7 protein-coding genes are annotated in these 26,190 nt (G+C 47.2%); 5 read left to right on the top strand and 2 right to left on the bottom strand.

Annotated elements, in window-relative coordinates; all coding sequences use genetic code 11:
* The 4 genes from gyrA to AC0WRU_RS13405 all read left to right on the top strand — a co-directional run bounded on the left by gyrA (position 1) and on the right by AC0WRU_RS13405 (position 5,526).
* Entirely contained in the window at positions 1–2,463 is a 2,463-nt protein-coding gene (gene gyrA / locus AC0WRU_RS13420) for a DNA gyrase subunit A (RefSeq protein ID WP_476125045.1), read from the top strand.
* A gap of 275 nt (positions 2,464–2,738) precedes the next feature.
* The gene (locus AC0WRU_RS13415; protein WP_134914017.1) at positions 2,739–3,209 is read left to right on the top strand and encodes a MarR family winged helix-turn-helix transcriptional regulator; all 471 of its coding nucleotides are present in this window, start codon (positions 2,739–2,741) and stop codon (positions 3,207–3,209) included.
* A gap of 345 nt (positions 3,210–3,554) precedes the next feature.
* Positions 3,555–4,040, top strand: coding sequence for a MarR family winged helix-turn-helix transcriptional regulator (locus AC0WRU_RS13410; RefSeq protein WP_476125043.1), 486 nt, complete (start codon positions 3,555–3,557; stop codon positions 4,038–4,040).
* Entirely contained in the window at positions 4,024–5,526 is a 1,503-nt protein-coding gene (locus AC0WRU_RS13405) for a DHA2 family efflux MFS transporter permease subunit (protein WP_476125041.1), read from the top strand. The genes AC0WRU_RS13410 and AC0WRU_RS13405 overlap by 17 nt, the downstream gene beginning before the upstream one ends.
* Positions 5,527–5,621: 95 nt before the next feature.
* Here the strand turns inward: AC0WRU_RS13405 and AC0WRU_RS13400 are convergent, their stop codons facing one another.
* Both AC0WRU_RS13400 and AC0WRU_RS13395 read right to left on the bottom strand, forming a co-directional pair.
* Complete coding sequence (locus tag AC0WRU_RS13400; RefSeq protein ID WP_476125039.1) at positions 5,622–6,368, bottom strand: RluA family pseudouridine synthase; 747 nt, start codon at positions 6,366–6,368, stop codon at positions 5,622–5,624.
* 8 nt (positions 6,369–6,376) lie between these two features.
* Entirely contained in the window at positions 6,377–7,240 is an 864-nt protein-coding gene (locus tag AC0WRU_RS13395) for a class I SAM-dependent methyltransferase (RefSeq protein WP_476125037.1), read from the bottom strand.
* 1,178 nt (positions 7,241–8,418) lie between these two features.
* Between AC0WRU_RS13395 and AC0WRU_RS13390 the strand changes: the two genes are divergently transcribed.
* Complete coding sequence (locus AC0WRU_RS13390) at positions 8,419–26,184, top strand: amino acid adenylation domain-containing protein (RefSeq protein ID WP_476128644.1); 17,766 nt, start codon at positions 8,419–8,421, stop codon at positions 26,182–26,184.
* Positions 26,185–26,190: the final 6 nt, after the last annotated feature.

Here is a 26,190-nt window from a genome sequence, read left to right as displayed (position 1 = left end):
ATGAGCTTATCGGAGCAATTTTTGCCAGCTTTTCTGGAGGAAGTGGTCGGTGACCGCTTTGGCCGATATTCCAAATATATTATTCAGGATCGAGCGATACCCGATGTGCGGGATGGATTAAAGCCAGTACAGCGCCGGATTTTGTACTCCATGTACGATTCCGGCAACACACCGGATAAAGCATATCGGAAATCTGCCAAAACCGTCGGTGATGTTATGGGTAATTATCACCCCCACGGTGACTCGTCGATTTACGACGGAATGGTGCGGATGGCGCAGCCTTGGAAAATGAGTCACGTACTAGTGGACGGTCACGGCAACTGGGGTTCCCAGGACGATGACCCGGCAGCCGCTATGCGGTACACGGAGGCCCGTCTGTCTCCTATCGCGATGGAAATGCTGCGTGATATCGAAAAACGCACGGTTATGTTCAAGGATAACTTTGATAACTCGGCAAAGGAGCCGGTTGTGCTGCCTTCCCGCTATCCGAATCTGCTAGTAAACGGCTCCAGCGGAATTTCGGCCGGATTCGCGACTGAAATTCCAACGCACAGCTTACGTGAGGTCATTGACGCCAGCATTGCTGTGATGGAAAAGCCGGATATTGAGCTGGAAGAGATTATGACCTTTATTAAAGGTCCTGATTTCCCGACGGGCGGACTGATTATGGGTGGCGAAGGCATTAAAGACGCTTATCGCACAGGTAAAGGGCGTATTTATATCCGTTCCAAAACGGAAATTCAGTCTTTGCGCGGAGGTAAGCAGCAACTGGTCATTACGGAGATTCCATACCAGATTGTTAAATCAAGGCTCGTAACCGCCATGGAGAATATCCGTCTGGAGAAAAAGGTGGAAGGGATTGCCGAGGTTCGTGACGAGAGTGGACGGAACGGTTTGCGAATTGTGGTGGAACTGAAGAAGGAAGCCGATGCGGAAGGGATTTTGGCTTATTTGCTGAAAAAAACCGACCTTCAGGTGGCATACAACTTCAACATGGTAGCCATTGTGAACAAAGCGCCGCATCAGCTTGGATTGAAGTCCATTTTGGAAGCATATATCGCCCATCAACGCGAGGTTGTCACACACCGTATCCAGTTTGAGCTGGAAAAGGCGGAGGATCGTGCCCATGTGCTGGAAGGTTTGGTCAAGGCGCTGAACATTCTGGATGAGGTCATTGCGGCCATTAAAGCTTCCAAAAATCGCCAGGACGCGCAAAATAATTTGCAATGGATGTTTGGCTTTAGCGAACGTCAGGCTGATTCTATTTTGACCTTGCAGCTGTACCGTCTCACGAATCTGGAAATCACTACGCTGGAAAAGGAATTAAGTGAAATCCAGAAAAAAATTACCCAGTACCGTTCTATTTTGGAAAGTGATCGCAAGCTGATCAGTTTGATCCGCAAGGAACTGCTGGAAATCCGTGAGAAGTACGGCATTGACCGCCGTTCAGACATACAGGGTGAGGTTGAAGAGATTAAGGTAAATCTGGAGGTCATGGTTGGGGCAGAGGACGTATTGCTGACGCTTTCCAAAGACGGCTATGTGAAGCGTACAGGTATGCTGTCCTTTACCCGTTCCGGTGGGGAGCGCTCAGCTTCCGGCGTTAAGGAAGGGGATTATGTCACCCAGTTGCTTGATGTCAACACACTGGATGTGTTACTCGTCTTCACTCAACGCGGACAATATTTCTTATTGCCTGTGCACCAGGTGCCGGAGTACAAGTGGAAAGAGCCGGGAACTCCGATTGTTAACGTGATTCCGTTAACCAAGGATGATCGTATCGTGAGTGTTATTCCGGTCAAAAACATTGAGGAAATCGGCAAAAGTCTGGTGTTTGTAACAAAGAAGGGCCAAGTGAAGCGGACAGAGCTGACGGAATATGCAACGAAACGTTCCAGTGCTGTAGCAGCCTGCAAGGTAGCAGGGGACGATGAAGTGTTGTCGGTAACGCTAAGCGACGGCACCCGGGATATTATGCTGATTACCCGTGCGGGGATGAGCATACGCTTCAAGGAGCAAGAGGTTAATGCGATGGGCCGCGTCTCGGCAGGTGTTAAAGGTATACAACTGGCGGAAGGCGATGAAATTGTCGCAGCGCTGTGGGTGGTAGAGGATGAAGGAGAAGTACTGGTGCTGACTGAGTCCGGTTATGGCAAGCGTACGCTTCTACTGGATTATCCTGCTCAGGGACGAGGCGGTAAAGGAATCACCACCTTTGAGTTCAAGGAAGGTAAACGAGTACGTCCGAACGGAACTCGGATCGTGGCTGCCTTCTATTGCCGTGAAGCTATTCAATTATTTGCGATCACTGCAGAAGGGCAGACGATGTCTTTCCTTTCGGAAAAAGCTCCTTTGACCGACCGCAAGGATACAGGCAAGCTGCTGGCTCCTCTGGAGAAGAAGGACGAAATTGTGAATGTGCTGCCGCGTAGTGAACCGCTGGCTTCCCAGTCCATAGAATAACAGGAAAGTCAAGCGCTTTTTAGCTCGAAAAAGAGAGGTCCTCTCGTGCCATTCCGGCACGAATGAGGACCTTTTTGCCGTCATGCTGTCGAACCCTGAGCAGCCTCCAAAACCGAAGTGAGACTTCCTTCCCCTTTTCAATTGATGCTCCAAAAACGGCAGGAAACCAGGGCTGAATGGCGAAAATTTAATGTGATGAAATACAATCCGGACGGTGGCCCATACGGTAACTTTGATGCTTTTACTGACCCTGTTATTCAAAGGAGTGAGGCAAAATGCAAACGACCGAATTTGCGAAAATCTGGTCCAGAATGGCTAAGGATTACAAGGTTCATATGGAGCAGCAGTTGGCTCCATCATTGACTGAGGCTCAGCTTACGGTGCTGGAGGTTCTGAACGAATACGGCCGCATGAAACCGTCTCAACTGATCCCGTATCTCGCAACCACACCTGCGGCGGTTACGATGCTGCTGGACCGGATGGAGCGGAATCGCCTGGTCACCCGCTTTAGAGACGTAAAGGACCGTAGAATCGTATGGATTGTTATTTCGGATCAAGGGAGAGAAGAAGCTGAACGGGGATTGCAGATAAGAGATGATTTTCTGGGCTCTGCACTAAACCGGATTTCGCAGCATAATCAAAATTTGCTGGTTTATCTGTTGGGTAAAATCACCACAAAGACGAAACCGTCTGCATCGGCAAGCGAGGCAAAGGGAGTAAAGGAACAAATAGAGCGAGCGGAGTAAGCGGAACATCAGTTGAATGAAAAACGGCTTACATGAACAGACCGTCTCTTTAATATTCTAAATAAAAATGCGCGGATAATGCTGGCCAAATGGGCCACATATGTCCGCGTTTTTTGTGCTGAAAAAACACATTCTGTAGCTGTTGTCACTTTTTTAAATGACTTGTTGTATCCTGCAAGTTTCAGATGTTCTTTTCAATACCTAATGTCTGTTACAGGGGTGAATGTTGACATTTACATATAACATGATAAAATTAGTTATACATAAATAACATTTCGTATACGAATAATTGCTTTAATATGTATATGGAATGTGAATTGGGTAATGGGAAGAAGGATGGTTCCAGTGAGTGACAGAGAGGAAGACAGACTTGAGGTGTACCGGATTATTCAGTCGGTAAGGGAGGTTAACAAAACGATATTTTATGCCTTCTGGAATGAGGAGCAGCATTTGGAACTGACAGCCGTTCAGCACATGGCTTTGGCGATTCTGAATAAACGACCCAATATCGGGTTATCCGAGCTGGCAGACATAGCCCATATGGGGTGTAGCTCCATGAGCGGGGTGGTTGACCGCTTGACCAAGGCAGGATATATCGCTCGCGGACGGCATGAGCATGATCGTAGATCCTTAGTGCTGACGCTTACCCCGGAAGGAAAAGACATCATGCAAAAAGTAGACGCCATGTGGATGGAGCGCGTCTTGCCCATTCTGGACATCCCGAAGGAGCATCTGGAGATGGTTCTGGATACCCATAAACAAATGATAATGAAATTGACACCGAAGGGAATGAATCAACTTGAGCAGTCCTCAAATGACACTACCAGGTAATGTACGCAGAGCACCCATTGTGGCCGCTCTGTTGATTGGCGCGTTTGTTGCGATTTTAAACCAGACGTTGATAAGTGTGGCTTTACCGAAAATGATGAGTGATCTGAATGTAGATGCCAATGTAGCTCAGTGGCTTAGTACGGGCTTTATGCTCGTGAACGGGGTATTGATCCCGGTGACCGCATTTTTGATTGCGCGTTTTTCCACACGTAAATTGTTTATTAGTGCGATGATTATCTTTTCAATCGGCACGCTGTTATGCGCTATTGCGCCCAGTTTTAGCATATTGCTGATCGGACGTCTCGTTCAGGCCGCGGGTGCGGGTATTATGATGCCTTTAATGATGGTCGTTATCTTGAACATCTACCCAATAGAGCGTCGTGGGCGGGCGATGGGAACGCTGGGGATTGCGATGGGTTTTGCTCCAGCCATTGGACCAACCTTATCCGGTTATATAGTCCAGCATTATGACTGGCGGGTACTGTTCTGGATCATCCTGCCGATTTCAGTGATGTCGATTGTGATTGGATTTATTTTTCTAAAAAATGTAACGGAGCAATCCAAGCCTAAGCTGGACATTCCCGGTATTATTTTGTCTACGCTCGGTTTCGGCGGACTGTTATACGGCTTTAGTGATGCAGGAACATCGGGCTGGGGAAGTATTCCGGTCCTGTCTACACTTATTGTGGGGACGATCGCGCTCATTCTGTTTATTGTTCGCCAACTGAAGGTTGATGAACCTATGCTGGAGTTCCGTATCTTCAAATATGATGTGTATAGCTTGACGACAATCATTAATGTCATTGTGACGATGGCTTTGTACGCAGGTATGATATTACTGCCGATTTATTTGCAAAATATTCGCGGATTTTCACCGATTGAGTCCGGTATGCTGATGTTGCCGGGGGCGATTCTGATGGGGGTGATGTCTCCTGTAACCGGAGCTATTTTTGACCGGATCGGAGCACGATGGTTGTCTGTGATCGGTTTGTTGATCATGGCTGTGACGACTTGGGAGTTCACACGCTTGACCGAGACAACGACCTACATGACGCTGCTGGCTAATTATACGGTTCGGATGTTCGGAATGTCATTGCTGATGATGCCGATCCAAACGGCCGGGTTGAACCAGCTTCCGCAACGATTGAATGCGCATGGTACTGCGATGAGTAATACACTGCGTATGATTTCCGGTTCAATCGGAACAGCAATTCTGGTGACGGTGATGTCGACTCAAAGCAGCAACCGTCTGACGAATATTGTTGCATCTGAGGGATTATCTGTTACAAATAAAGCAGAGATGCTGGCAGCAGGCAACCAGGCTACGATTTATGGTATCAACTCAGCCTTTATCATTGCGACGCTGTTGAGTGTGACGGCCCTGATTTTGGCATTTTTCATCAAGAATACGAATGCTCAAAACGCTCGGCCCCGTCAGCAGTTGGTGAACAGCAAGAAAGGGCAGTCTGTGGTCTCCTCGTCATAAGGACGGGAGGGCTATCAGATTTTTAACAAAAAAAGAGCCCGTAATGCATGTTTGTTTGATTACATGCGTTACGGGTTCTTTTTGTATATGCCTGCTCAATTTTCAGCTTTGATCATGCTTTCATAAAGCGATTTGGGCCACTCACTCCATGGGAATTGGGCTGGAGGGAACGAGTGGAAGCTCATGTGCTCCTTGCTAACAGGATGCGGTGCCCCGGCAAGCAGAGACCAGAGCGCCAACTGTTGACCTGGGCGGCTCAGGCTGCCACCGTATTTTTGATCCCCGTATAGAGGACAGCCGATAGCCTGCATCTGTACACGAATCTGATGCGAGCGTCCGGTGTGTAGGTCAATTTGTACAAGACTGAGCCCATCTGCTTGCCCAAGCACTTGGTATTCTAAAATGGCCTCCTTGGCCCCGGCCGTACCAGGACGAACTGCCTGAACCGTGTTAGTGCGGCTGTCCTTTAGCAGATGATGGGTCAGACGGCCTTGTGAGGCCGCGGGAACACCGTTTAGAACCGCTGCATACATCTTGCGGAAACTACGGCCTCGAACCGACTCTGACAGCCGAGAAGCGGCTTTGGACGTCTTGGCAAAGATCATGGCACCGCCTACAGGCCGATCCAGTCTGTGAACCAGTCCTAAAAAGACATTACCAGGCTTATCGTGTCTGATTTTGAGGTCTTCCTTGAGTAAAGACAGCAGATCAGGATCACCGCTGGCGTCCTCTTGTGTCGGAACGTTGACAGGCTTTACAACGGCCAGAACATGGTTGTCCTCATATAGAACAGGGATATTCGGCTGTGCGTGTCCGTGCCGGGTAAGTTCATCTGGAGTCATAGGAGGAATTAAGCCTCCCAGCGTCCGAGAATACCACAAGGCAGATTCAGCCCCGAGCGGGTAATCGGCAATCCGATTTCACCAGCGCTGATTTGACCGCCATACTTTTGTTGCATCGTCATACTCAGCATGTTGCGCAGTACGGTAGGCGAAATCCCTGTGGTATAGGAGTTAATCAGCATGAACAGCGGTTGATCTGAAATGATACTCATGCAGGATTCCAGGAACGGATACAGGCTTTCTTCCAGCTTCCATGTTTCTCCGCTTGGTCCGCGCCCGTAAGAAGGAGGGTCCATAATGATCGCATCATACCGGTTTCCCCGGCGTTGCTCCCGCTGTACGAACTTGAATACGTCGTCTGTGATGAAGCGCACCGGACGGTCGGCTAAACCGGACAATTGCACGTTTTCCTTCGCCCATTGCACCATACCTTTGGCCGCATCCACGTGGACAACACTTGCTCCAGCATACGCTGCGGCAGTAGTGGCTCCCCCCGTGTAGGCGAACAGGTTCAGTACCGAAATCGGTCTGCCAGCGCCTTTGATTTTATCCATCATCCAGCTCCAGTTCGCTGCTTGCTCCGGAAAAAGACCGGTATGCTTGAAGCTGGTCGGTTTAATGTGGAATTTAAGCGGCCCGTAGCTGATCGTCCAACGCTCGGGAGTAGGCTTCTTCATATCCCAGCTGCCGCCCCCGGAGGAACTGCGGTGGTAATGTCCATGAACATCGCGCCACTCGGCTGTTTCCTGGGACAAAGGCCATATAATTTGCGGATCGGGCCGACGCAGGACAATATCGCCCCAACGCTCCAGCTTTTCGCCGCCGCCTGTATCTACTACTTCATAATCTTTCCATTCTTGTGCTACATACATGTACAATCCATCCTTCAGCAGTCAATTCAGGATTCCGGCAGTCCTCTGCACAAAAATCCCCATATGGAGTCTATTGTACAACAAACCTCAGCAACAATCGAATGATTCCATGGAGAAGCTGGTGCTGACCGTTATAGGTCCCAGCATTTTTTGTCGCTTTATGGCGGTTAGTGATGTGCAAATATTTGTTATGTTGCAGAATTGTTTATTTTCCAAATAATTTATATTATGAGGAATTTAAAAATCATTGACATTTTTCAAATTTATATTTTATCATGTAAATAAATAGTTATATGTTACGTTTACTTGTTAAACAAAACATCCTGCATTACCTCGACGTTATCTTATCAATTTCATTTATGATACTGAAATCTTTAGCTATAAATCTAAGGTTTCAGTCCACTTCCAGTTTTGCCTACTTCTAAGATCTCACACTTAAATTTAAAATACTTTACTCACACTACGAAACGCTATTCCATAATTCTATTCTATTTTAAAGTTTATTTTTTATTAAATTGATTTTTTATTAAATTGATTTTTCTACTGTCGGCTACAACGATTTCCGTACATATGCACGTTAACGCTTGAATCGTGGAAATATTTTTGTTTTGCCACCTCCTTGGGCAGGAAAATGGGTTTAATAAAGTACAAACATACATAGCAGTTATACAGACGCGAAGAGTCTATTGAACGATCGCTAATATTTGAGGTTTGTAAAAGAACGAGGCCACTTCGTCTACAAATTTTTCCAAATATTTATAATTTAAGAATACGCCTAACTATGAATTGTCAAGTGTTTGTATAATTTGGGTGGAGGTGAGCTCAATTAGATAGAGTTTTATCATGTGTTCATGGGTACGATGAGCGTTCACAATTTGGAAGGTTGGTGTATATTTCGGACTCCCAAAACAAGCTTCGAATATCAGTGTTTGTTGTCAGAAAGCCGGACCGGGTGCGTACCGAATCTTGTAATCGGTAATTTGTCGTCCAACATTTCAAGTTGAACCTTGTCGGAAGGTACGTATGATGCTTTCAATATGTGAAAAAATCCGCGATATAGGATATTTTTTACGTCGATTTGAGCAGACAGTAACGGAGCATACAAGATTGTCCCATTTATTCAACGAGATGCCAGACGAGCTCATAAAAACTCAGCGATAAAGGAGTATGTATATATGGTGAACGAGTATTCAGGGACAGAATCAGCCCCTGACCGGCACAAAGCTCATGTCAGACAAAAACTAGTCAAGATGATCGGAAATGTGACCCAACTTAACGAAGATGAAATGGAACTGCAAACGCATTTTTTAGAGCTAGGGCTGGATTCCATTACTCTATCTCAAGTCCGTCATAGCATTAAGAATACATTTGGATTTGACATACCTATCAATGAGTTTTTCGATACGCTGACCACGTTGGAATTGTTGACGAATCATGTGGCCGAAAGAGTAGTTATTCCCATTGAGTCTTCAAATCAGAAGGTGGTAGAAAATCCTTTAGAGATGCCGGGTAATGGGATAGAATATACGGCCCCCGATGTGTTACATGCGAGCGAAAAACCGGACCTTTCGCTATCCACGCCTGTGTATACGGCCGAGAAAGCAGAGGTTCAAAGTAATCTAGGGGCTACCGCATATTTGGGTTTAGAACGAATTCTGGAGCAACAGCTTCATTTAATGACACATCAGCTTGAGGTGCTGCGGGATCATACCACAACACCTGTGAACGCTACCGCTATATATCGCTCCGAGGCGGGGGTACCGTTTTCAGAATCAGTAGATAGTCAACATGCTGGAATATCTCAAAATGAAGCAAAGCAGGAGGTCGCAGCTGTGCTACCGGTACCACCGGTCTCGAAGCCGGATGTTTCTGAACCTAAGTCGTTTACGCCATATAAAAAACTGGATGTCAAAGCTCAGGAATGGCTTTCACTACGCCAGCAGAAACATCTGCAAGAGCTGATTGAACGCTATACAGCTCGTACAAAAGGTACCAAGCAGTACACACAGCGATATCGGTCTGTATATGCCAATAACCGCAATGTAGCTGGATTCCGTCCTGTTTTGAAGGAAATGGTGTACCAAATCGTATCTAAACATGCAGATGGGTCAAAGATTTGGGATCTGGACGGCAATGAATATGTCGATTTGACGATGGGGTTTGGTGTGAATTTGTTTGGACACAATCCGATTTTTATTCGTAAAGCGATTGAGGAAGAGCTGAAAAATGGTATGTGTGTGGGCCCAATGTCCAACATGGCTGGACAGGTTGCCGAGAAGATTTGCCGTATGACAGGCGTGGAACGGATCGCGTTGTACAATTCCGGCACCGAGGCGGTGATGGTTGCGCTTCGCTTGGCGCGTGCCGCCACCGGACGAGCCAAAGTCGTCCTTTTCGCCGGCTCGTACCATGGTACGTTCGATGGGGTTCTGGCGCTGGGCAGTACAGGCGACAATAAAGAGCATTCTACGCCTCTGGCGCCGGGCATATTGCAACATATGGTGGACGACATCGTCGTGCTCCACTACGGGACAGAGGAGTCATTGGATTACATTCGTACCCATGGGCATGAGCTCGCTGCAGTGCTGGTAGAACCGGTGCAAAGCCGTCGTCCTGATGTTCAGCCTAAAGAATTTTTACAGGAAATTCGTCAGATCACGGAGCAATCCGGTACCGCCTTTATTTTGGATGAAGTAATTACAGGCTTCCGGATTCAGCCGGGAGGGGCCCAAGCGTGGCTTGGCGTGCAAGCCGACCTTGTGACCTACGGTAAAATCATTGGCGGCGGACTGCCCATCGGCATCGTCGCCGGAAAAGTCAGCTTTATGAATGGCATCGACGGAGGGATGTGGAGCTTCGGGGACGATTCCTATCCACAGTATGAGCATCAGCGAACCTTTGTAGCGGGAACCTTCTGTCATCATCCGCTGGCTATGGCAGCATCCTTAGCGGTGCTCAATCAATTGGAAAAAAGAGGTGAAGAGCTTCAAAATCAGCTGAACAGTCGCACTTCGGTGCTGGCAACAGAGTTGAACGGTTATTTTAAGGATGAAGATGTGCCTATGAAAGTTGTTCACTTTGGTTCACTATTCCGCTTCGTGTTCAAGGGCGATCTGGAGCTGTTCTTCTATCACATGCTGGAAAAAGGCATTTATATTTGGGAGGGACGGAATTGCTTCTTGTCCACGGCTCACACCGAGGAAGACATTGCAAAGATCGTGCAAGCAGTCAAGGATAGCGTAAGCGGGCTTCGTCAAGGGGGCTTTTTACCCGACCCGCCGCCGAACGGAAGCGGCCCAGGTCCGGCAAAGCATCCTTTAGCTGTATCCGTGCCTCCGGAAACGGTGACATTGGGCGCTCAGGAAACTGTTATTGCACTGACCCCGGATCAAAAGCAGCTTTGGTTCGCCACGGTTTCAGAACGAAGTGACTCACAATCTTTACATGAAACCGCTTTGCTACGTTTTTGTGGACCGCTTCAGCCCGAAGCTTTTATTGAGGCAGTCCATACCATTGTGAACCGCCACGAAGCCTTACGTACCTTTATGAATGATGATGGGGAGACACAGGTAATCACAGCTGCAATGAAGATTAACGTTCCGCTGCATGATTTTAGCGACTGTTCGCCAGATGGACAGGAACAGCACGTCCGAAATTGGCTGGCCAAGGATAGCACAATTCCGTTCCCATTAGTACCTGATCAGCCATTATTCCATGTCCAATTGCTGAAAATATCAGCTGTAGAACACATTGGTGTATTTACCTTCCACCATTTGATTGCGGACGGCTGGTCGATGGGAGTGTTCATGCGGGAGTTAGAGCACATCTATTCCGCGTTAGTCCGCAATGAAGCTGTTACTCTACCCGATCCGGTATCATTTCGGAACTATGCCGTTTGGCAGCATGATCAGTTGAGGTCTGGAGGAGAGGAGGCTGTTACGTTTTGGTCGGCTGTACTAAAGAGGTCTCTGCCTGTGCTAGATTTACCTTCTCCGGTGCGTGGGCTACAGATGCCATCTTCCCAAGGAAGCAGACATACTTTGGTTCTGGAGGCACCGTTAGTTCAACGGCTGAGAAACGTAAGTATCAAACTCGGAAACAGTTTATTCATCACCCTTTTATCCGCATTTCAGCTTTTTCTGCATCGCCTGACAGGCCAAAAAGAAGTGATGGTAAGCGTACCGACAGCAGGACAAGCGCAAATGGATGCTTTTTCGCTGATTGGTAACTGTGTGAATATGCTTCCGGTCATTAGCGAAGTGTGTCCTGACGTTTCATTTCATGCATTTGCTCAAACGGTCAAACACCGGATGAATGAGCTGGAAGCCTACCAAAAATACAGCTTTGCGGCTCTGGCCCCACTAGGATTAAAACATTTGCCGGTAATGAACGTTGTGTTTAATATGGATCGACCGATTCCTCGTTTTCACTTCCATCAATTGGATGTAGAAGTGCTTGAAAACGAAATATCTTTCAGTAAATACGAGCTGTTTTTGAACGTTACGGAAGTACAGGAGCAGTTGCGCCTTAACTTTGACTATAATACAGATCTTTTTCAAGAAAATATTGTTAAAACGTGGTCAAAATACTTCCTTCACCTGTTGCATTTAATTGTGGAGAATCAGGAAACTCGTGTATCCTCGCTTTCCTTACTTGATGTTGTGGGACAGGAACGGCTCCGGTCTATATGGGCTGATTACGCCGATTCTAACGGTAATTATCCTTGCGTGCTTGATGCATACAAGCAGCCGGTGCCTGCCGGAACAGCAGGGGAGGTCTATCAGACTTCGGCGGTCACTGGTATTTTGGGAACGACCCGGGAATGGGCTTACGTGGAAGGTGGGGGCAAGCTCCTACATATCGGTCATTTGGACCGAAGTATCTGCATCCGCGGACATCAAGTGAATTTGGAACAACTGGAGAAGCATCTGCTTCAAACTTTCCAACTAAGTGATTGCTTGATTACCCCGCAAACGAATGAAGCCGGTGAAGTATTGCATTTAACCGCCTATGTTGTGGCAGCCGCTTCAAAGCCTTGGGAAGAATCCGAGCTGAAGCAAGCTGTGAATAGACTCCTTCCGGATTATACGCGCCCTCGTTGGTGCATTAAGATGGATCGTATTCCTCTCTTAGCAAATGGAGAGCCGGATCTACAGGTGCTGCGAGAAGCGGGAAAAGCAAGTGTTAATACAGCAAAGGATGTTGGTTCTGAGGTACAAGCCGCTGAGGAGAAGCTGACGACTATTTGGAAGGACGTTTTGAATGTGTCCGAATTTAACCGTCATGAATCCTTTTTCCAATTGGGTGGGGATTCGCTAAAAGCGACCGTCATCTTGTCCAAAGTGAACAAGGAGTTGGGTGTACACATCCCACTCAGCCGCATTTTTGATTTGCAAACGATCGCCGAACTTTCTGCATTTATTGTCGGAGGGCAGAAGCAGACAAATGAATCGATTGTTCCTGTGCTCCTCGAACCTTTTTACCCGGTGTCTTCAGCCCAAAAAAGGATGTACGCACTGGATCAATTGGGTGGCGGAACAGCCTACCATATTTCAGGTCAGCTCCTCATAGAAGGAGACTTGGAAGTTTCAAAGTTTATTGAAGCTACTAGGGAAGTTATTTTAAGACATGAGTCCTTCCGGACATATTTTGAATTGCAGGCTGGGGAGATTGTACAAAAAATTAGGGACACGATAACGTTTGAGATACCGTTCTCACGGATTCCCCAAGAAGAGGCAGCGCAGGCACGAATCTCGTTTATTCAGCCCTTTTACTTGGATAAGGCCCCTTTGCTCCGAATTAAACTGTTCGAACTTATCCAGGGCGGTTTTATGCTCCTGGTGGATTTGCATCACATCATTGCGGACGGTTTTTCTATGACCATTATGATGGGTGAGATCATCCAGCGTTATCAGGGCAGAGAGCTTGCTGACATTCAGCTTCATTACAAGGACTTTGTGGCTTGGAAGCAGCAGCAAATCACTAGCAGTAAATGGAAGGAGCATAGACCATATTGGTTAGGGGCCTTGAATGGAAAACTTCCCGTTCTGCAAATGCCTACGGACTTTTCGCGACCGCAGACACAAAGTTTTGAAGGGGACAGTTTGACGGTCACATTGGATGGGAAGTTGGCAAAATCCTTATACCAACTAGCCCAAAATACCGAATCAACGCTTTTCATGGTGCTTTTAGCAGCGTATAACGTTTTGCTGGCCAAGTATTCGGGTCAAGAAGATATCATTGTAGGTTCGCCTGTGGCTGGAAGAGAACATGTGGATACGCAAGCGATGATCGGGATGTTCGTCAATACACTGGCGCTACGCAATTACCCGCATTCGACACTGACGTTCCAATCCTTTTTACAGGAGGTCAAGCAAAGCACGTTGTTGGCACTGGAGCATCAGGAATATCCATTTGATGAACTGGTAGATCAACTTGAACTGGTTCGTGATGTCAGCCGAAATCCTGTGTTCGATACGATGTTCAGTTTGCAAAATGTCGGGATGGACACTTTGGAGGTCGAGGGGGTCCGATTTAAACCGGAGGAATATAATGCTGGCGTAGCGCAGGTCGATTTTTCATTGCTTGTGACTGAAGAACAAGATCGAGTGACCCTTGTCTGGGAATATGCCACTAAATTATTTAAGTCAGGGACAATCCGGAAGCTGGCAGGGCATTATATAAAGATTTTGGAGACAATCACACAGGATAGCGGATTGCGATTGGCTGATATGAATGTTTTGTCTGATCGTGAAGAACAGTTGATTTCAACAAGGTTAAATGAAATGTCTACACTTAAAACACTAGGAAAAAGTAGACATATTGATTATTCGGAGTATCCAAATCATTATGCATCTGTGCATTACTGGAGAGCATATTTGAAGGATTACGAGGGTCAATCCCGTTTGCCGCAGGCGCGAATGAAGAGAACATGGAATCGTCAGAACGAATGTCATGATTTTAATTTGGATGCAAAAATGACAGCCGAGCTGCAATCCATTGCCCAGGAATATGAGGTAACAATCCAAATACTGGTACAAACGGTGTGGGGGATTCTGCTGCAAAAATATAACGGTGCGGATGATGTGGTGTTTGGTAGTGTGGTTTCAGGGGTCACATCTGTGGTACCAAATGAAGAGCAAAATATCTATCTGAAAACAAATACAGTACCCGTGCGCATTAGCATACGTGACAATAGTCGATTTTCGGAAGAGATTAAGCAACAACAAATGCATGTTATGGTTTCCCTTGCCCATAATGCGTATTCACTCCAAGAAATAGAGGCAATGGCAGAGCAAAATCAGGAATTAATTAATCACGTCCTTATTTTTGATCGTGTATCAGTAGAGGAAGGAATTCAGCAACTGGGTGATAGCGATGTGGATCGCTTTTGTATTGACGAAATCGATTGGATGAAGCAGACAAATTATGACTTTAATCTGGTTGTAGTGCCGGGAAAAACGATACAAATGAGAGCTATTTATAACTCCCTGGTATTTGATCACGAACATATGGAGCAAATTCAGGGACATTTGCTGCAACTGCTGAAGCAAGTGGTGCTAAACCCGGATATCCTGGTGAATGAACTGGATATTGTGACGGAACAGGAGCGCGAGCAAATTCTGGGTGTTTGGGGAGATACGGTGGTGGAGTATCCAAGCGAGCAGACAATTCACGGTTTGTTCGAAGCGCAAGTCTTGCAAACACCAGAACAGGTAGCCTTGTTCTTTGAGGGAGAACAGCTGACATATCGTGAGTTGAATGAGCGCGCCAATCAATTGGCAAGAACACTCCGTTCTTATGGTGTCCAGCCAGAACAGCGAATTGGTCTACTTGTGGAACGATCTATTGAGATGATTGTTGGTATACTGGCAGTTCTCAAAGCAGGTGGTGCTTATGTACCGATAGACCCGGAATATCCAGTAGAGCGTATTCATTATATGCTGGAGGACTTCGATGCGCAGATTGTACTGACACAACAGGCTTTTACTGAACGAATATCTTTTAACGGGACTATTCTTGCACTGGATGATTCCAGAATATATAGTGCAGATGGCTCTAATTTGATGATATCCACAGACAGGGTGGATCATCTGATGTACGTCCTATACACCTCAGGAACGACTGGACAGCCGAAAGGGGTCATGGTCACCCATCGTAGTGCAATTAACACGGTGAGCTGGTTTTCGGAACGTTACGCAATAAGTGGTGGACTTGGTATGATCCTGACAGCGGAATTTACATTTGATCCAAGTATTGAGCAGATCTTTGGGACGTTGCTGCATGGGGGCAAGCTGCATTGTATCCGGCGTACAACGCTACTGAGTAAGCAGCTACTGACCGAATATATTAAGACTCATAATATCGGGGTACTAGACATTCCGCCAGCCCTGCTGAGAGCATTTTTATCTGAAGATTCCAAAATAACTTGCTTGGATACGTTAATCTGCGGTGGTGAACGGTTGGAAGATTCATTAAAGGAAAACATAGTGAGCAAAGGATACATTCTGAATAATCATTATGGACCGACGGAAACAACCATTGATGTACTGGCTTCCGTGTGTGAACCAGAAATAGCAGTAAATCTGGGTAGACCTATTCACAATACGCGCGCATATATTCTGAACGAGCATGGGAAGCTTCAACCAATAGGGGTAATTGGTGAGCTATGCATCAGCGGTGTAGGCGTAGCCCTAGGGTACCTGAACCGACCGGAGCTGACGGCTGAAAAATTTGTGCCAAATCCATTTGCTGGCGGAGAAGCGGATTATGAACGGATGTATCGGACAGGCGATTTAGCCCGCTGGCTACCGAATGGGAATATAGAGTATTTGGGCCGGGTTGACTATCAGGTGAAAATTCGGGGGTATCGGATTGAATTGGGTGAGGTTGAGGCCAACCTGATGAAGGTGACTGATGTGCAAGAGGTCGTCGTATTAGTCCATGAAGACAATCAAGGACAAACCCAACTGGTTGCCTATTATGTAGCTGAACAAGATGTGGATGCGGGTGAATTGCGCAGCTTGCTAGCTAAGGAACTTCCAAATTATATGGTGCCTGCATACTTCGTACAGTTGGAGCATATTCCGCTGACCTCGAACGGAAAAATTGATCGGAAGTCACTGCCAACACCGGAAGGCAGCCTGCAAAGCGGAGCAGATTATGCTGAGCCGCGTACGGAGACGGAATCGAAGTTGATAAAAATATGGCAAAATGTGCTTGGGTTGAATAAAATTGGTATAAAAGATAACTTTTTTGAGATCGGCGGACATTCTCTACGTGCGATGACGCTGGTTTCGAAGATTCACAAAGAACTTAACAAATCCATCTCATTACGAATTATTTTTGAAGCGCCGACAATTGAACAACTGGCGGTAGTGCTTAAAGATCTCAATCAGGTGGCGTATGTGTCGATTTCGGTGGCGGAAGAGCGCCCATTCTACCCGCTGTCCTCGGCGCAAAAACGGATGTATGTGCTGCAACAACTTGATCCTAACGATGTGAATTACAATATGCCAGCTGCGCTTCAGGTGAATGGACCTCTCGATGTTAAAAGGTTAGAAGAAGTGTTTCATCAGTTGATCTCACGTCATGCCACCCTCCGTACTAGCTTTGCAATGGTGGACAACAAGCCGATGCAGCGGATTCACGATACTGTATCGTTCGAGGTCGAGTATAGCAAACTACAAGAAAACCGTGCCTTAATGGATATGCTTGCTGTAGGTGCGAACATAAAAAAACGTATTCGTTCTTTTGCGCGTCCGTTTGATTTACAATCCGCTCCGCTGCTACGAGTGGGATTATTGGATTTGGGCGTACAAGGAGCAAAAAAAGTACCGCAGCATCTGTTGATGTTGGACATGCACCATATTATTTCGGATGGCGTATCAACCAATGTTTTGACCAATGAATTAGTTCGCTTGTACAACGGTGAAAAGTTATCTCCATTGCGGATACAATATAAAGACTATGCCGTATGGCAGCAAAATGGAGTGCAGCAGGGCTGGTTAAAACAACAGGAAGCGTATTGGCTGGACACCTTTGATGGTGAGTTACCCGTCTTGAACCTGGCGACCGATTTTGCTCGTCCAGAGGTACGTAGTACAGCAGGGGCTACAGTGGAATTCGAATTGGACGGGAAAGTCAGCCAGCGCCTGAAAGAGCTGGCGGCCCAAACAGGCTCGACACTGTACATGGTGCTACTGGCAGCCTACACAGCATTGCTGCACCAGTACACCGGGCAGGAGGATATTATTGTAGGTAGCCCGATAGCCGGACGACCACATGCGGATCTGGAGCCAATCATTGGAATGTTCGTTGGCACGCTGGCTATGCGTAATTACCCAACCGCAGGGCAAACATTCCGCAGCTATGTGGAGAACGTGAAGAAACACGCATTGAAGGCGTACGAGCATCAGGACTATCCATTTGAGGAACTTGTGGACAAACTGAAGGTGAAGCGTGACATGAGCCGCAATCCGCTGTTTGATACGATGTTTGTATTGCAAAACACGGAGCAAAACGAGTTGAAGCTGGCTGACCTAAGCTTCCGTCCATATGGGATGGAGCAAGTTCCGGCAAAGTTTGATTTGACGCTGGAAGCCAGTGAGGGAGAAGCGGGTATTCAGTTCGGACTAGAGTATGCGACATCGCTATATCAGCGGGAAACAGTAGAGCAGATGACGCGCCACTTTGTACGGTTGGTGGAGACTGTTGTGGTGAACCCGGATCTCACACTTGGAGAACTGGAATGGGTTACAACGGAAGAAACGGTGCCTGTCCTGAAAGAGCATCAAGAACGGCAAAAAGCATTACGTTACTGGAGCAACTATCTGGCGGGGTACGAGGAACAAGCCCATTTACCGCAGGCTACAAAGCAGAATCAGACAACATATCAGGCGGAGTATGTAAACCTGGATCTGGGTATGGAGCTGACCACCGGAATACGGCGAATCGCTGAGCAGGAAGAGGTATCGGTCAGTACGTTACTACAGACGGCATGGGGGATTTTACTGCAAAGATATAACGGAACTGAGGACGTCATGTTCGGCAGCGTTTATTTAGATGGGGCGGCTGATAGTGCAAATACAGAAACAATGACGGGAGCATTCATAAACACGATGCCCGTGCGTATCCAAGGCGGAGAAAACAGTTTGTTCACAGAATTAATGAAGCAAAACGAAAAGTTACTCAAGTATGCACATGTGCATGCCACATATCCACCTCATGAGATTCCGGAGCTATCTGAGCTCATGCAGGAATGGATCAATCATAGGGTCATTTTTGCAGATGTTCTGGTGGAGGAGGAAGTGGAGCATCTGAGTGATGGTGAAGAATTCGACGCCAGCCTTTGGACAGCTAAGTTAACGGGGGCAACGAACGACGACTTTAATCTGGTGGTGTTGCCAGGAAAAACGATCCAAATGAGCTTTAGCTACAATGCATTGGTGTTTGACCGTGCGAGTGTAGAACAAATTCAGGGCCATCTAGTACAACTGCTTGAGCAAGTGGCGACGAACCCAAATATTCGGATAGATGAGCTGGATATCGTGACAGAACAGGAACGCGAGCAAATCCTGAGAGTATGGGGAGATACGGCAATGGAGTTTCCGCGCGAGCAGACGGTTCACGGTTTGTTCGAAGTGCAAGCGTTGCAGACGCCAGAGCAGGTAGCCTTGTATTTCGAAGGAGAGAAGTTGACCTACCACGAGTTGAACGAGCGTGCCAACTCACTGGCACGGGTGCTTCGAACGCAAGGGGTGGGACCCGACAAACTGGTGGGCCTGATGGTGCAGCGCTCGGCAGAGATGATTGTCGGTCTGCTGGCTGTGCTTAAAGCAGGCGGTGCTTATGTGCCGATCGATCCTGAATACCCGTCAGCAAGAATTGAATATGTGCTTGGAGACAGTGGAGCTACTGTACTTTTAACTTCCCGTGATCTGGTTGAAGGGCATAGCTATAGTGCCAACACTTATTTTGTCGAAGATGAAGAGTTGTACCAAGGGGAAACAACGAATCTGGAAATAACGGCTCAGCCAGATCACCTGGCTTACGTAATTTATACGTCAGGCTCGACTGGTAATCCCAAAGGGGTCATGCTTCAGCATCGGTCGGTTCTGAACTTTATAACTGGGATGCATAGAGTCTTTGACATCGCAGCAGACAAAACAATTTTATCGCTAACGACGATTTCCTTTGATATTTTCGTGCTGGAAACAATCCTGCCATTGCTCAGTGGAATGACGGCCGTGATTGGTGACTACCGTCATCAGACAGATCCGCAGGAACTTGGCAAGTTGATCGTCGCTCATCATATCGATATGCTGCAAATGACGCCGTCCCGGCTGCAAATGCTACTTGATCATGATGAAGGCGCTCATGCGCTACAAGGTGTACAGGAGATTTTAGTCGGGGGAGAGGCAATTGCGCCGAAGCTGCTAAAGAGACTGCAAACTATTAACGGGCTGCGTATTTATAACATGTATGGTCCGACAGAAACGACGGTTTATTCGACAACCCAGGAATTGACGACTGCGAACCGGATTGATATTGGACGCCCCATCGCTAATACGCAAATATACATCATTGGGGCGCACGGAAAATTGCAACCGATCGGTATTCCTGGCGAATTATGTATTGGCGGGGAAGGTCTCGCGCGTGGATATTGGAATCGGGAGGAACTAACAGCAGAGAAGTTTGTGAACAACCCGTTTTCACCAGGAACACGAATGTACAGAACGGGGGATATTGCCCGTTGGAAGCCAGATGGTAATTTGGAATTTATTGGTCGGATTGATCATCAGGTGAAGATTCGTGGATTCAGAATTGAGCTTGGCGAGGTTGAATCACAAATCTTGAAAATGGAAGATGTGCAAAAGGCCATCGTGCTGGCCCATGAGGACAAGCAAGGAGAAAACCAACTGGTCGCCTATTATGTGGCAGAGCGGGAAGTGAGTGCAGGTGAATTACGTAGCTTGCTGGCTAAGGAGCTTCCAAACTACATGGTGCCTACGTACTTTGTACAACTGGAGTATATCCCGCTAACCCCGAACGGCAAAATTGATCGGAAGGCACTGCCAGCACCAGAGGACAGATTGCAAGGTGGAATAGAACAGATTGCACCTCGGACGTGGGTGGAATCGAAGCTGGCGATGATCTGGAAGGAAGTTTTAGATTTAGAGCAGGTCAGCGTGAAAGATAACTTCTTTGAAATTGGTGGACATTCTCTGCGAGCGACGACGCTGGTTTCGAAAATTCATAAGGAACTGAATAAGTCGCTTCCACTACGCAGCATTTTTGAAGCACCAACCATTGAGCAGTTGGCGGAAGTGATGGACAGTCTGGATCAGCTGGCGTACGCGTCGATTCCGGTGGCGGAAGAGCGCCCATTCTACCCGCTGTCCTCGGCTCAGAAACGGATGTATGTGCTCCAACGATTGGAATCGAACAATGTGAACTATAACATGCCGGCTGTGCTTCAGGTGAGTGGATCGCTTGATGTGGAACGTGTGGAAGAAGTGTTTTGTCAATTAATCGAACGTCATGCATCCTTGCGTACTCGCTTTGAAATGGTAGAGAACGAACCTGTGCAGTTCATTGAGGACAGAGTGTCGTTCGAAGTAGAATATGCGAAGATACAGGTAGAAGATGCCCCCCACGATGTTGTACACGGGCAGGCTGCAAGGCAGAAGGTGCAGGAGCAGATTCAAGCTTTTGTGCGCTCATTCAACTTAGAAACGGCTCCGCTGCTGAGGGTAGCTTTACTGGATATTGGCGTACATGGAACGATGCAAGAAGCGCAGCATCTCTTAATGTTGGATATGCATCATATTATTTCGGACGGTGTATCAGCAGGGGTGCTGACCGACGAGTTTGTACGCTTGTACAGCGGAGAGGAGTTGTCTCCGCTACGGATTCAGTATAAGGATTATGCCGTATGGCAGCATAATGAAGCGCAGCAAGCGTGGATAAAACGTCAGGAAGCGTATTGGCTGGACACCTTTGATGGTGAGTTACCCGTCTTGAACCTGGCGACCGATTTTGCTCGTCCAGAGGTACGTAGTACAGCAGGGGCTACAGTGGAATTCGAATTGGACGGGAAAGTCAGCCAGCGCCTGAAAGAGCTGGCGGCCCAAACAGGCTCGACGCTGTACATGGTGCTACTGGCAGCCTACACAGCATTGCTGCATCAGTACACCGGGCAGGAGGATATTATTGTAGGTAGCCCGATAGCCGGACGACCGCATGCGGATCTGGAGCCAATCATTGGAATGTTCGTTGGGACGCTGGCTATGCGTAATTACCCAACCGCAGGGCAAACATTCCGCAGCTATGTGGAGAACGTGAAGAAACACGCATTGAAGGCGTACGAGCATCAGGACTATCCATTTGAGGAACTCGTGGACAAACTGAAGGTGAAGCGTGACATGAGCCGCAATCCGCTGTTTGATACGATGTTTGTATTGCAAAACACGGAGCAAAACGAGTTGAAGCTGGCTGACCTAAGCTTCCGTCCATATGGGATGGAGCAAGTCCCGGCAAAGTTTGATTTGACGCTGGAAGCCAGTGAGGGAGAAGCGGGTATTCGGTTCGGACTAGAGTATGCGACATCGCTATATCAGCGGGAAACAGTAGAGCAGATGACGCGCCACTTTGTACGGTTGGTGGAGACTGTTGTGATGAACCCGGATCTCACACTTGGAGAACTGGAATGGGTTACAACGGAAGAAACGGTGCCTGTCCTGAAAGAGCATCAAGAACGGCAAAAAGCATTACGTTACTGGAGCAACTATCTGGCGGGGTACGAGGAACAAGCCCATTTACCGCAGGCTACAAAGCAGAATCAGACAACATATCAGGCGGAGTATGTAAACCTGGATCTGGATATGGAGCTGACCACCGGAATACGGCGAATCGCCGAACATGATCGGGTATCGGTCAGTACGTTACTACAGACGGCATGGGGGATTTTACTGCAAAGATATAACGGAACTGAGGATGTCATGTTTGGCAGCGTTTATTTAGATGGGGCGGCTGATAGTGCAAATACAGAAACAATGACGGGAGCATTCATAAACACGATGCCCGTACGTATCCAAAGCGGAGAAAACAGTCTATTTACAGAATTGATGAGGCAAAACGAAAAGTTACTCAAGTATGCACATGTGCATGCCACATATCCACCCCATGAGATTCCGGAGCTATCTGAGCTCATGCAGGAATGGATCAATCATAGGGTCATTTTTGCAGATGTTCTGGTGGAGGAGGAAGTGGAGCATCTGAGTGATGGTGAAGAATTCGACGCCAGCCTTTGGACAGCTAAGTTAACGGGGGCAACGAACGACGACTTTAATCTGGCGGTGTTGCCAGGAAAAACGATCCAAATGAGCTTTAGCTACAATGCATTGGTGTTTGACCGTGCGAGCGTAGAACAAATTCAGGGCCATCTGCTACAGCTGCTGGAGCAAGTGGTGGCGAACCCGGACATTCGAGTGCGCGAACTGGATATTGTGACGGAGCAGGAGCGTGAACAAATTCTGGCGATTTGGGGAGATACGGCGGCAGAGTATCCGCACGTGCAAACGATTCACGGCTTGTTTGAAGCGCAAGCGTTGCAGACGCCAGAGCAGGTAGCCTTGTATTTCGAAGGAGAGCAGTTGACCTACCGCGAGCTGAATGAGCGCGCCAATCAATTGGCAAGAACGCTACAATCTTACGGTGTGCAGTCAGATCAGCGAATTGGTTTACTTGTTGAACGTTCTGTTGAGATGATTGTAGGCATATTGGCAGTGCTCAAGGCGGGTGGTGCTTATGTGCCGATTGATCCGACGTATCCGCAGGAGCGAATCCAATACATGCTGGAAGATTCCGGAGCGAAATTGCTGTTGACGCAAAGTCATTTGGCAGAAAAAGAGATGTTCGAGGGTCAGGTGTTGATTCTGAATGAGGAAACATGGGTGTATCACAAGGATGGTTCAAACCTGGATGTGGTAAAGGGTCCAAATGACCTGGCGTATGTGATTTATACGTCGGGAACCACAGGACAACCCAAAGGCGTTATGCTGGAACATCGAGGATTGTGCAATCTGAAAACGTATTTTGATCAAACGCTACAGATTATCTCATCAGATCATGTGTTGTTATTCGCCAGCTATTCGTTTGATGCCTCCTGCTGGGAAATCTTCCAGGGACTATTCAGTGGAGCGACCTTGTACATGCCGACTCAAGAGACGATTTTGAATTATGAGCGGTTTGAGCAGTACATGTCGGAACACCGAATTACGGTGGCCACACTCCCACCTACCTATACGGTGTATCTGGAACCAGCACGTATGCCAGACTTACGCATTTTGGTCACGGCAGGCTCAGCAGCCTCAATAGAGCTGGTGCTTAAGTGGAAGGAGAAAGTGGCGTACTACAATGCTTATGGCCCAACGGAAAACTCGGTCGCCACATCGGTATGGTCCGTGTCTGAAGATCCGCGAGCTGAGGATCTGATTACGATCGGGCGTCCTCTACCGAATCATCGGGTGTACATGGTGGATGTGCATGGTCGTCTAGCACCAGTGGGCGTAGCGGGTGAACTGTGCGTATCCGGTCCGGGGCTGGCGCGGGGTTATCTGGATCGTCCGGAGCTGACAGCTGAAAAATTCGTGAAAAATCCGTTTAGTAGCGGAGAAGCAAGTTATGAGCGGATGTACAGAACGGGTGACTTGGCAAGATGGATGCCGAATGGCAACATTGAGTACTTGGGCCGGATCGACCATCAGGTGAAAATCCGAGGGTATCGGATTGAATTGGGCGAGGTCGAGGCGCAAATTCTGAAAATGGAAGCTGTGCAAGAGGTCATTGTGCTGGCAAGTGCTGAAGACCAGGGGCAAAACCAACTGGTCGCATACTATGTGGCAGAGTGTGAAGTAAGCGTAAGCGAACTGCGCAACACATTGATGGAAAAGTTACCTAATTACATGGTTCCTTCATACCTTATGCAGTTGCAGTATATGCCCCTGACTCCGAATGGGAAAATTGACCGCAAAGCGCTACCCGTACCGACAGGGACAGGCAGTTGGAATGAAGCATACGTTGCCCCGAGAAATGAACTAGAACAACAACTTGTAGAGCTTTGGCAAACGGTGCTTGGTGCGGAAAAGGTAGGCATTGACAATAACTTTTTTGAACTCGGAGGTCATTCTCTAAAGGCTATACAGCTTGTCTCTAAAGCACAAGAAAGAGGTATCTATCTAGGAATCCATCAGGTATTACAACATCAAACGATTCGTGTTTTGTCTGATTTGCTGCAAGCTGAACGTTGTGACACACACCATAACACATCATGGGTTACCAGTATCACAGAAGCTGAACAGTGGATTAGCAACACTTTTGATGTACGAGCCATGCTTCAATTTGTAACGGTGGATGAGCAAGACTATCTGCTTTTGCAAGTGCATCCATTCCGAGCAGAACAAGTAGATAAGATCGTGGCTTCCATTCCGTCTCATGTGCATCCTGACCTGCACCCGCATTACATTATGCCCAGGGGTGGAGATGATACAGGTCAATCGATTGAAGCTATGCTTACAATGATTAAAGTAACAGCTGATGAACAGGAAAAAGTTCTTCACTTTTATTCAGAGGAATGGATTTCCAAAATCGCTGAAATGAATGCAACTTGGAATGGTAGTCTGCTAAGCTCAGAGAAGATCGGGCAGTTTCCGCTGGCACCTGCTCAACATTATCATTTGCAGCATCCTGCTTCTTCTGGCACGATGATTCGTCTGGATCACTATGTAGATAAGCAACGTCTGTCCACAGCTGTTCAGCAGCTCATGCGTAGGCATGAATTACTGCGAAGCGTGCTTGTTCAATCGAAAGGAGTTTGGGCATGGGAAATACAATCAACCCCGGAGAGCTTATCTTTACCTATGGTGGATCTATCGACATATCCGATACAGACCCAGCGTAAGCTTCTTTCATCTATTATGTCGCATCTTTATTTTGAACCGTATGAGCAGATGAAATCTTTGCAATACCGAATTGCATTGGTCCGCTTAAATTTGCGGGAACATTTATTGCTTCTGCCATGCTCACACATTATTTTCGATGGCACGAGCAGCATGATTTTGGAGAGTCAGTTACTTGAAGAATATGGGAATACACAGCTGGAGCATGCAACAGAGGTATTCCACTATATGGACTATGTCAAACATATCCGTCAAGGACCACAGGGGATAAGTGATCAGCAAATTGTTGAGCAATATAAACTCCAGTCATTTGTTGAAAATAATAGTCAAATCTATGATTTAACCCGGGAATTCAAATATGGCCAAATGACCACGTATCAATGGGATATAACACTACCGAATATTTCAACGCAGAATGGGTCTGTAAGCCTGTGGAATATTGCGCTGCACATGGCGTTCCAATTCTTTAGTATATATTTCCATCAGTTGGAAGTCCCGTTATGGTTAACGCAGTATGGAAGACAATATGGGGATCGGAATTACTTTGAATCTGTGGGAGAATACATCGATCATATTCCCGTGTTACTCCATAAGGAAGAAATGCTATCTTATGACAAGTTGATCCAAAGACAATTAAACGTTGCTGCAAATCATCATTTAAACTTCTTTAATCTAATTTTTAATGAAGAAATGGAGCCTATCTATCCACAAGCAAGCAATATGTTAAAAAAGGGACTTGGACAATTACCAATCGTGTTCAATTACCTGGGAGAAATGCAAGAGGCCTCGAAGATGTTGAGCGCCTTAAACAGAAGTACGACGTTAGTTGACGGAGAAGAAGTAATTTTCTTTGAAGCTGCCCATACCGGAACAGCGCTTCAAATCTTTCTGCGCCTTCCCTATGAGGAGAACCATGAGGATATCTATCGAATATTGCAATCTGCTAACGATAAGATTATTTCTGACCTGGCCATACGGCAGTAGGGAGCT

It is taken from the genome of Paenibacillus sp. 1-8 (assembly GCF_056316205.1).
This window is presented reverse-complemented; position numbering and strand designations above follow the sequence as displayed.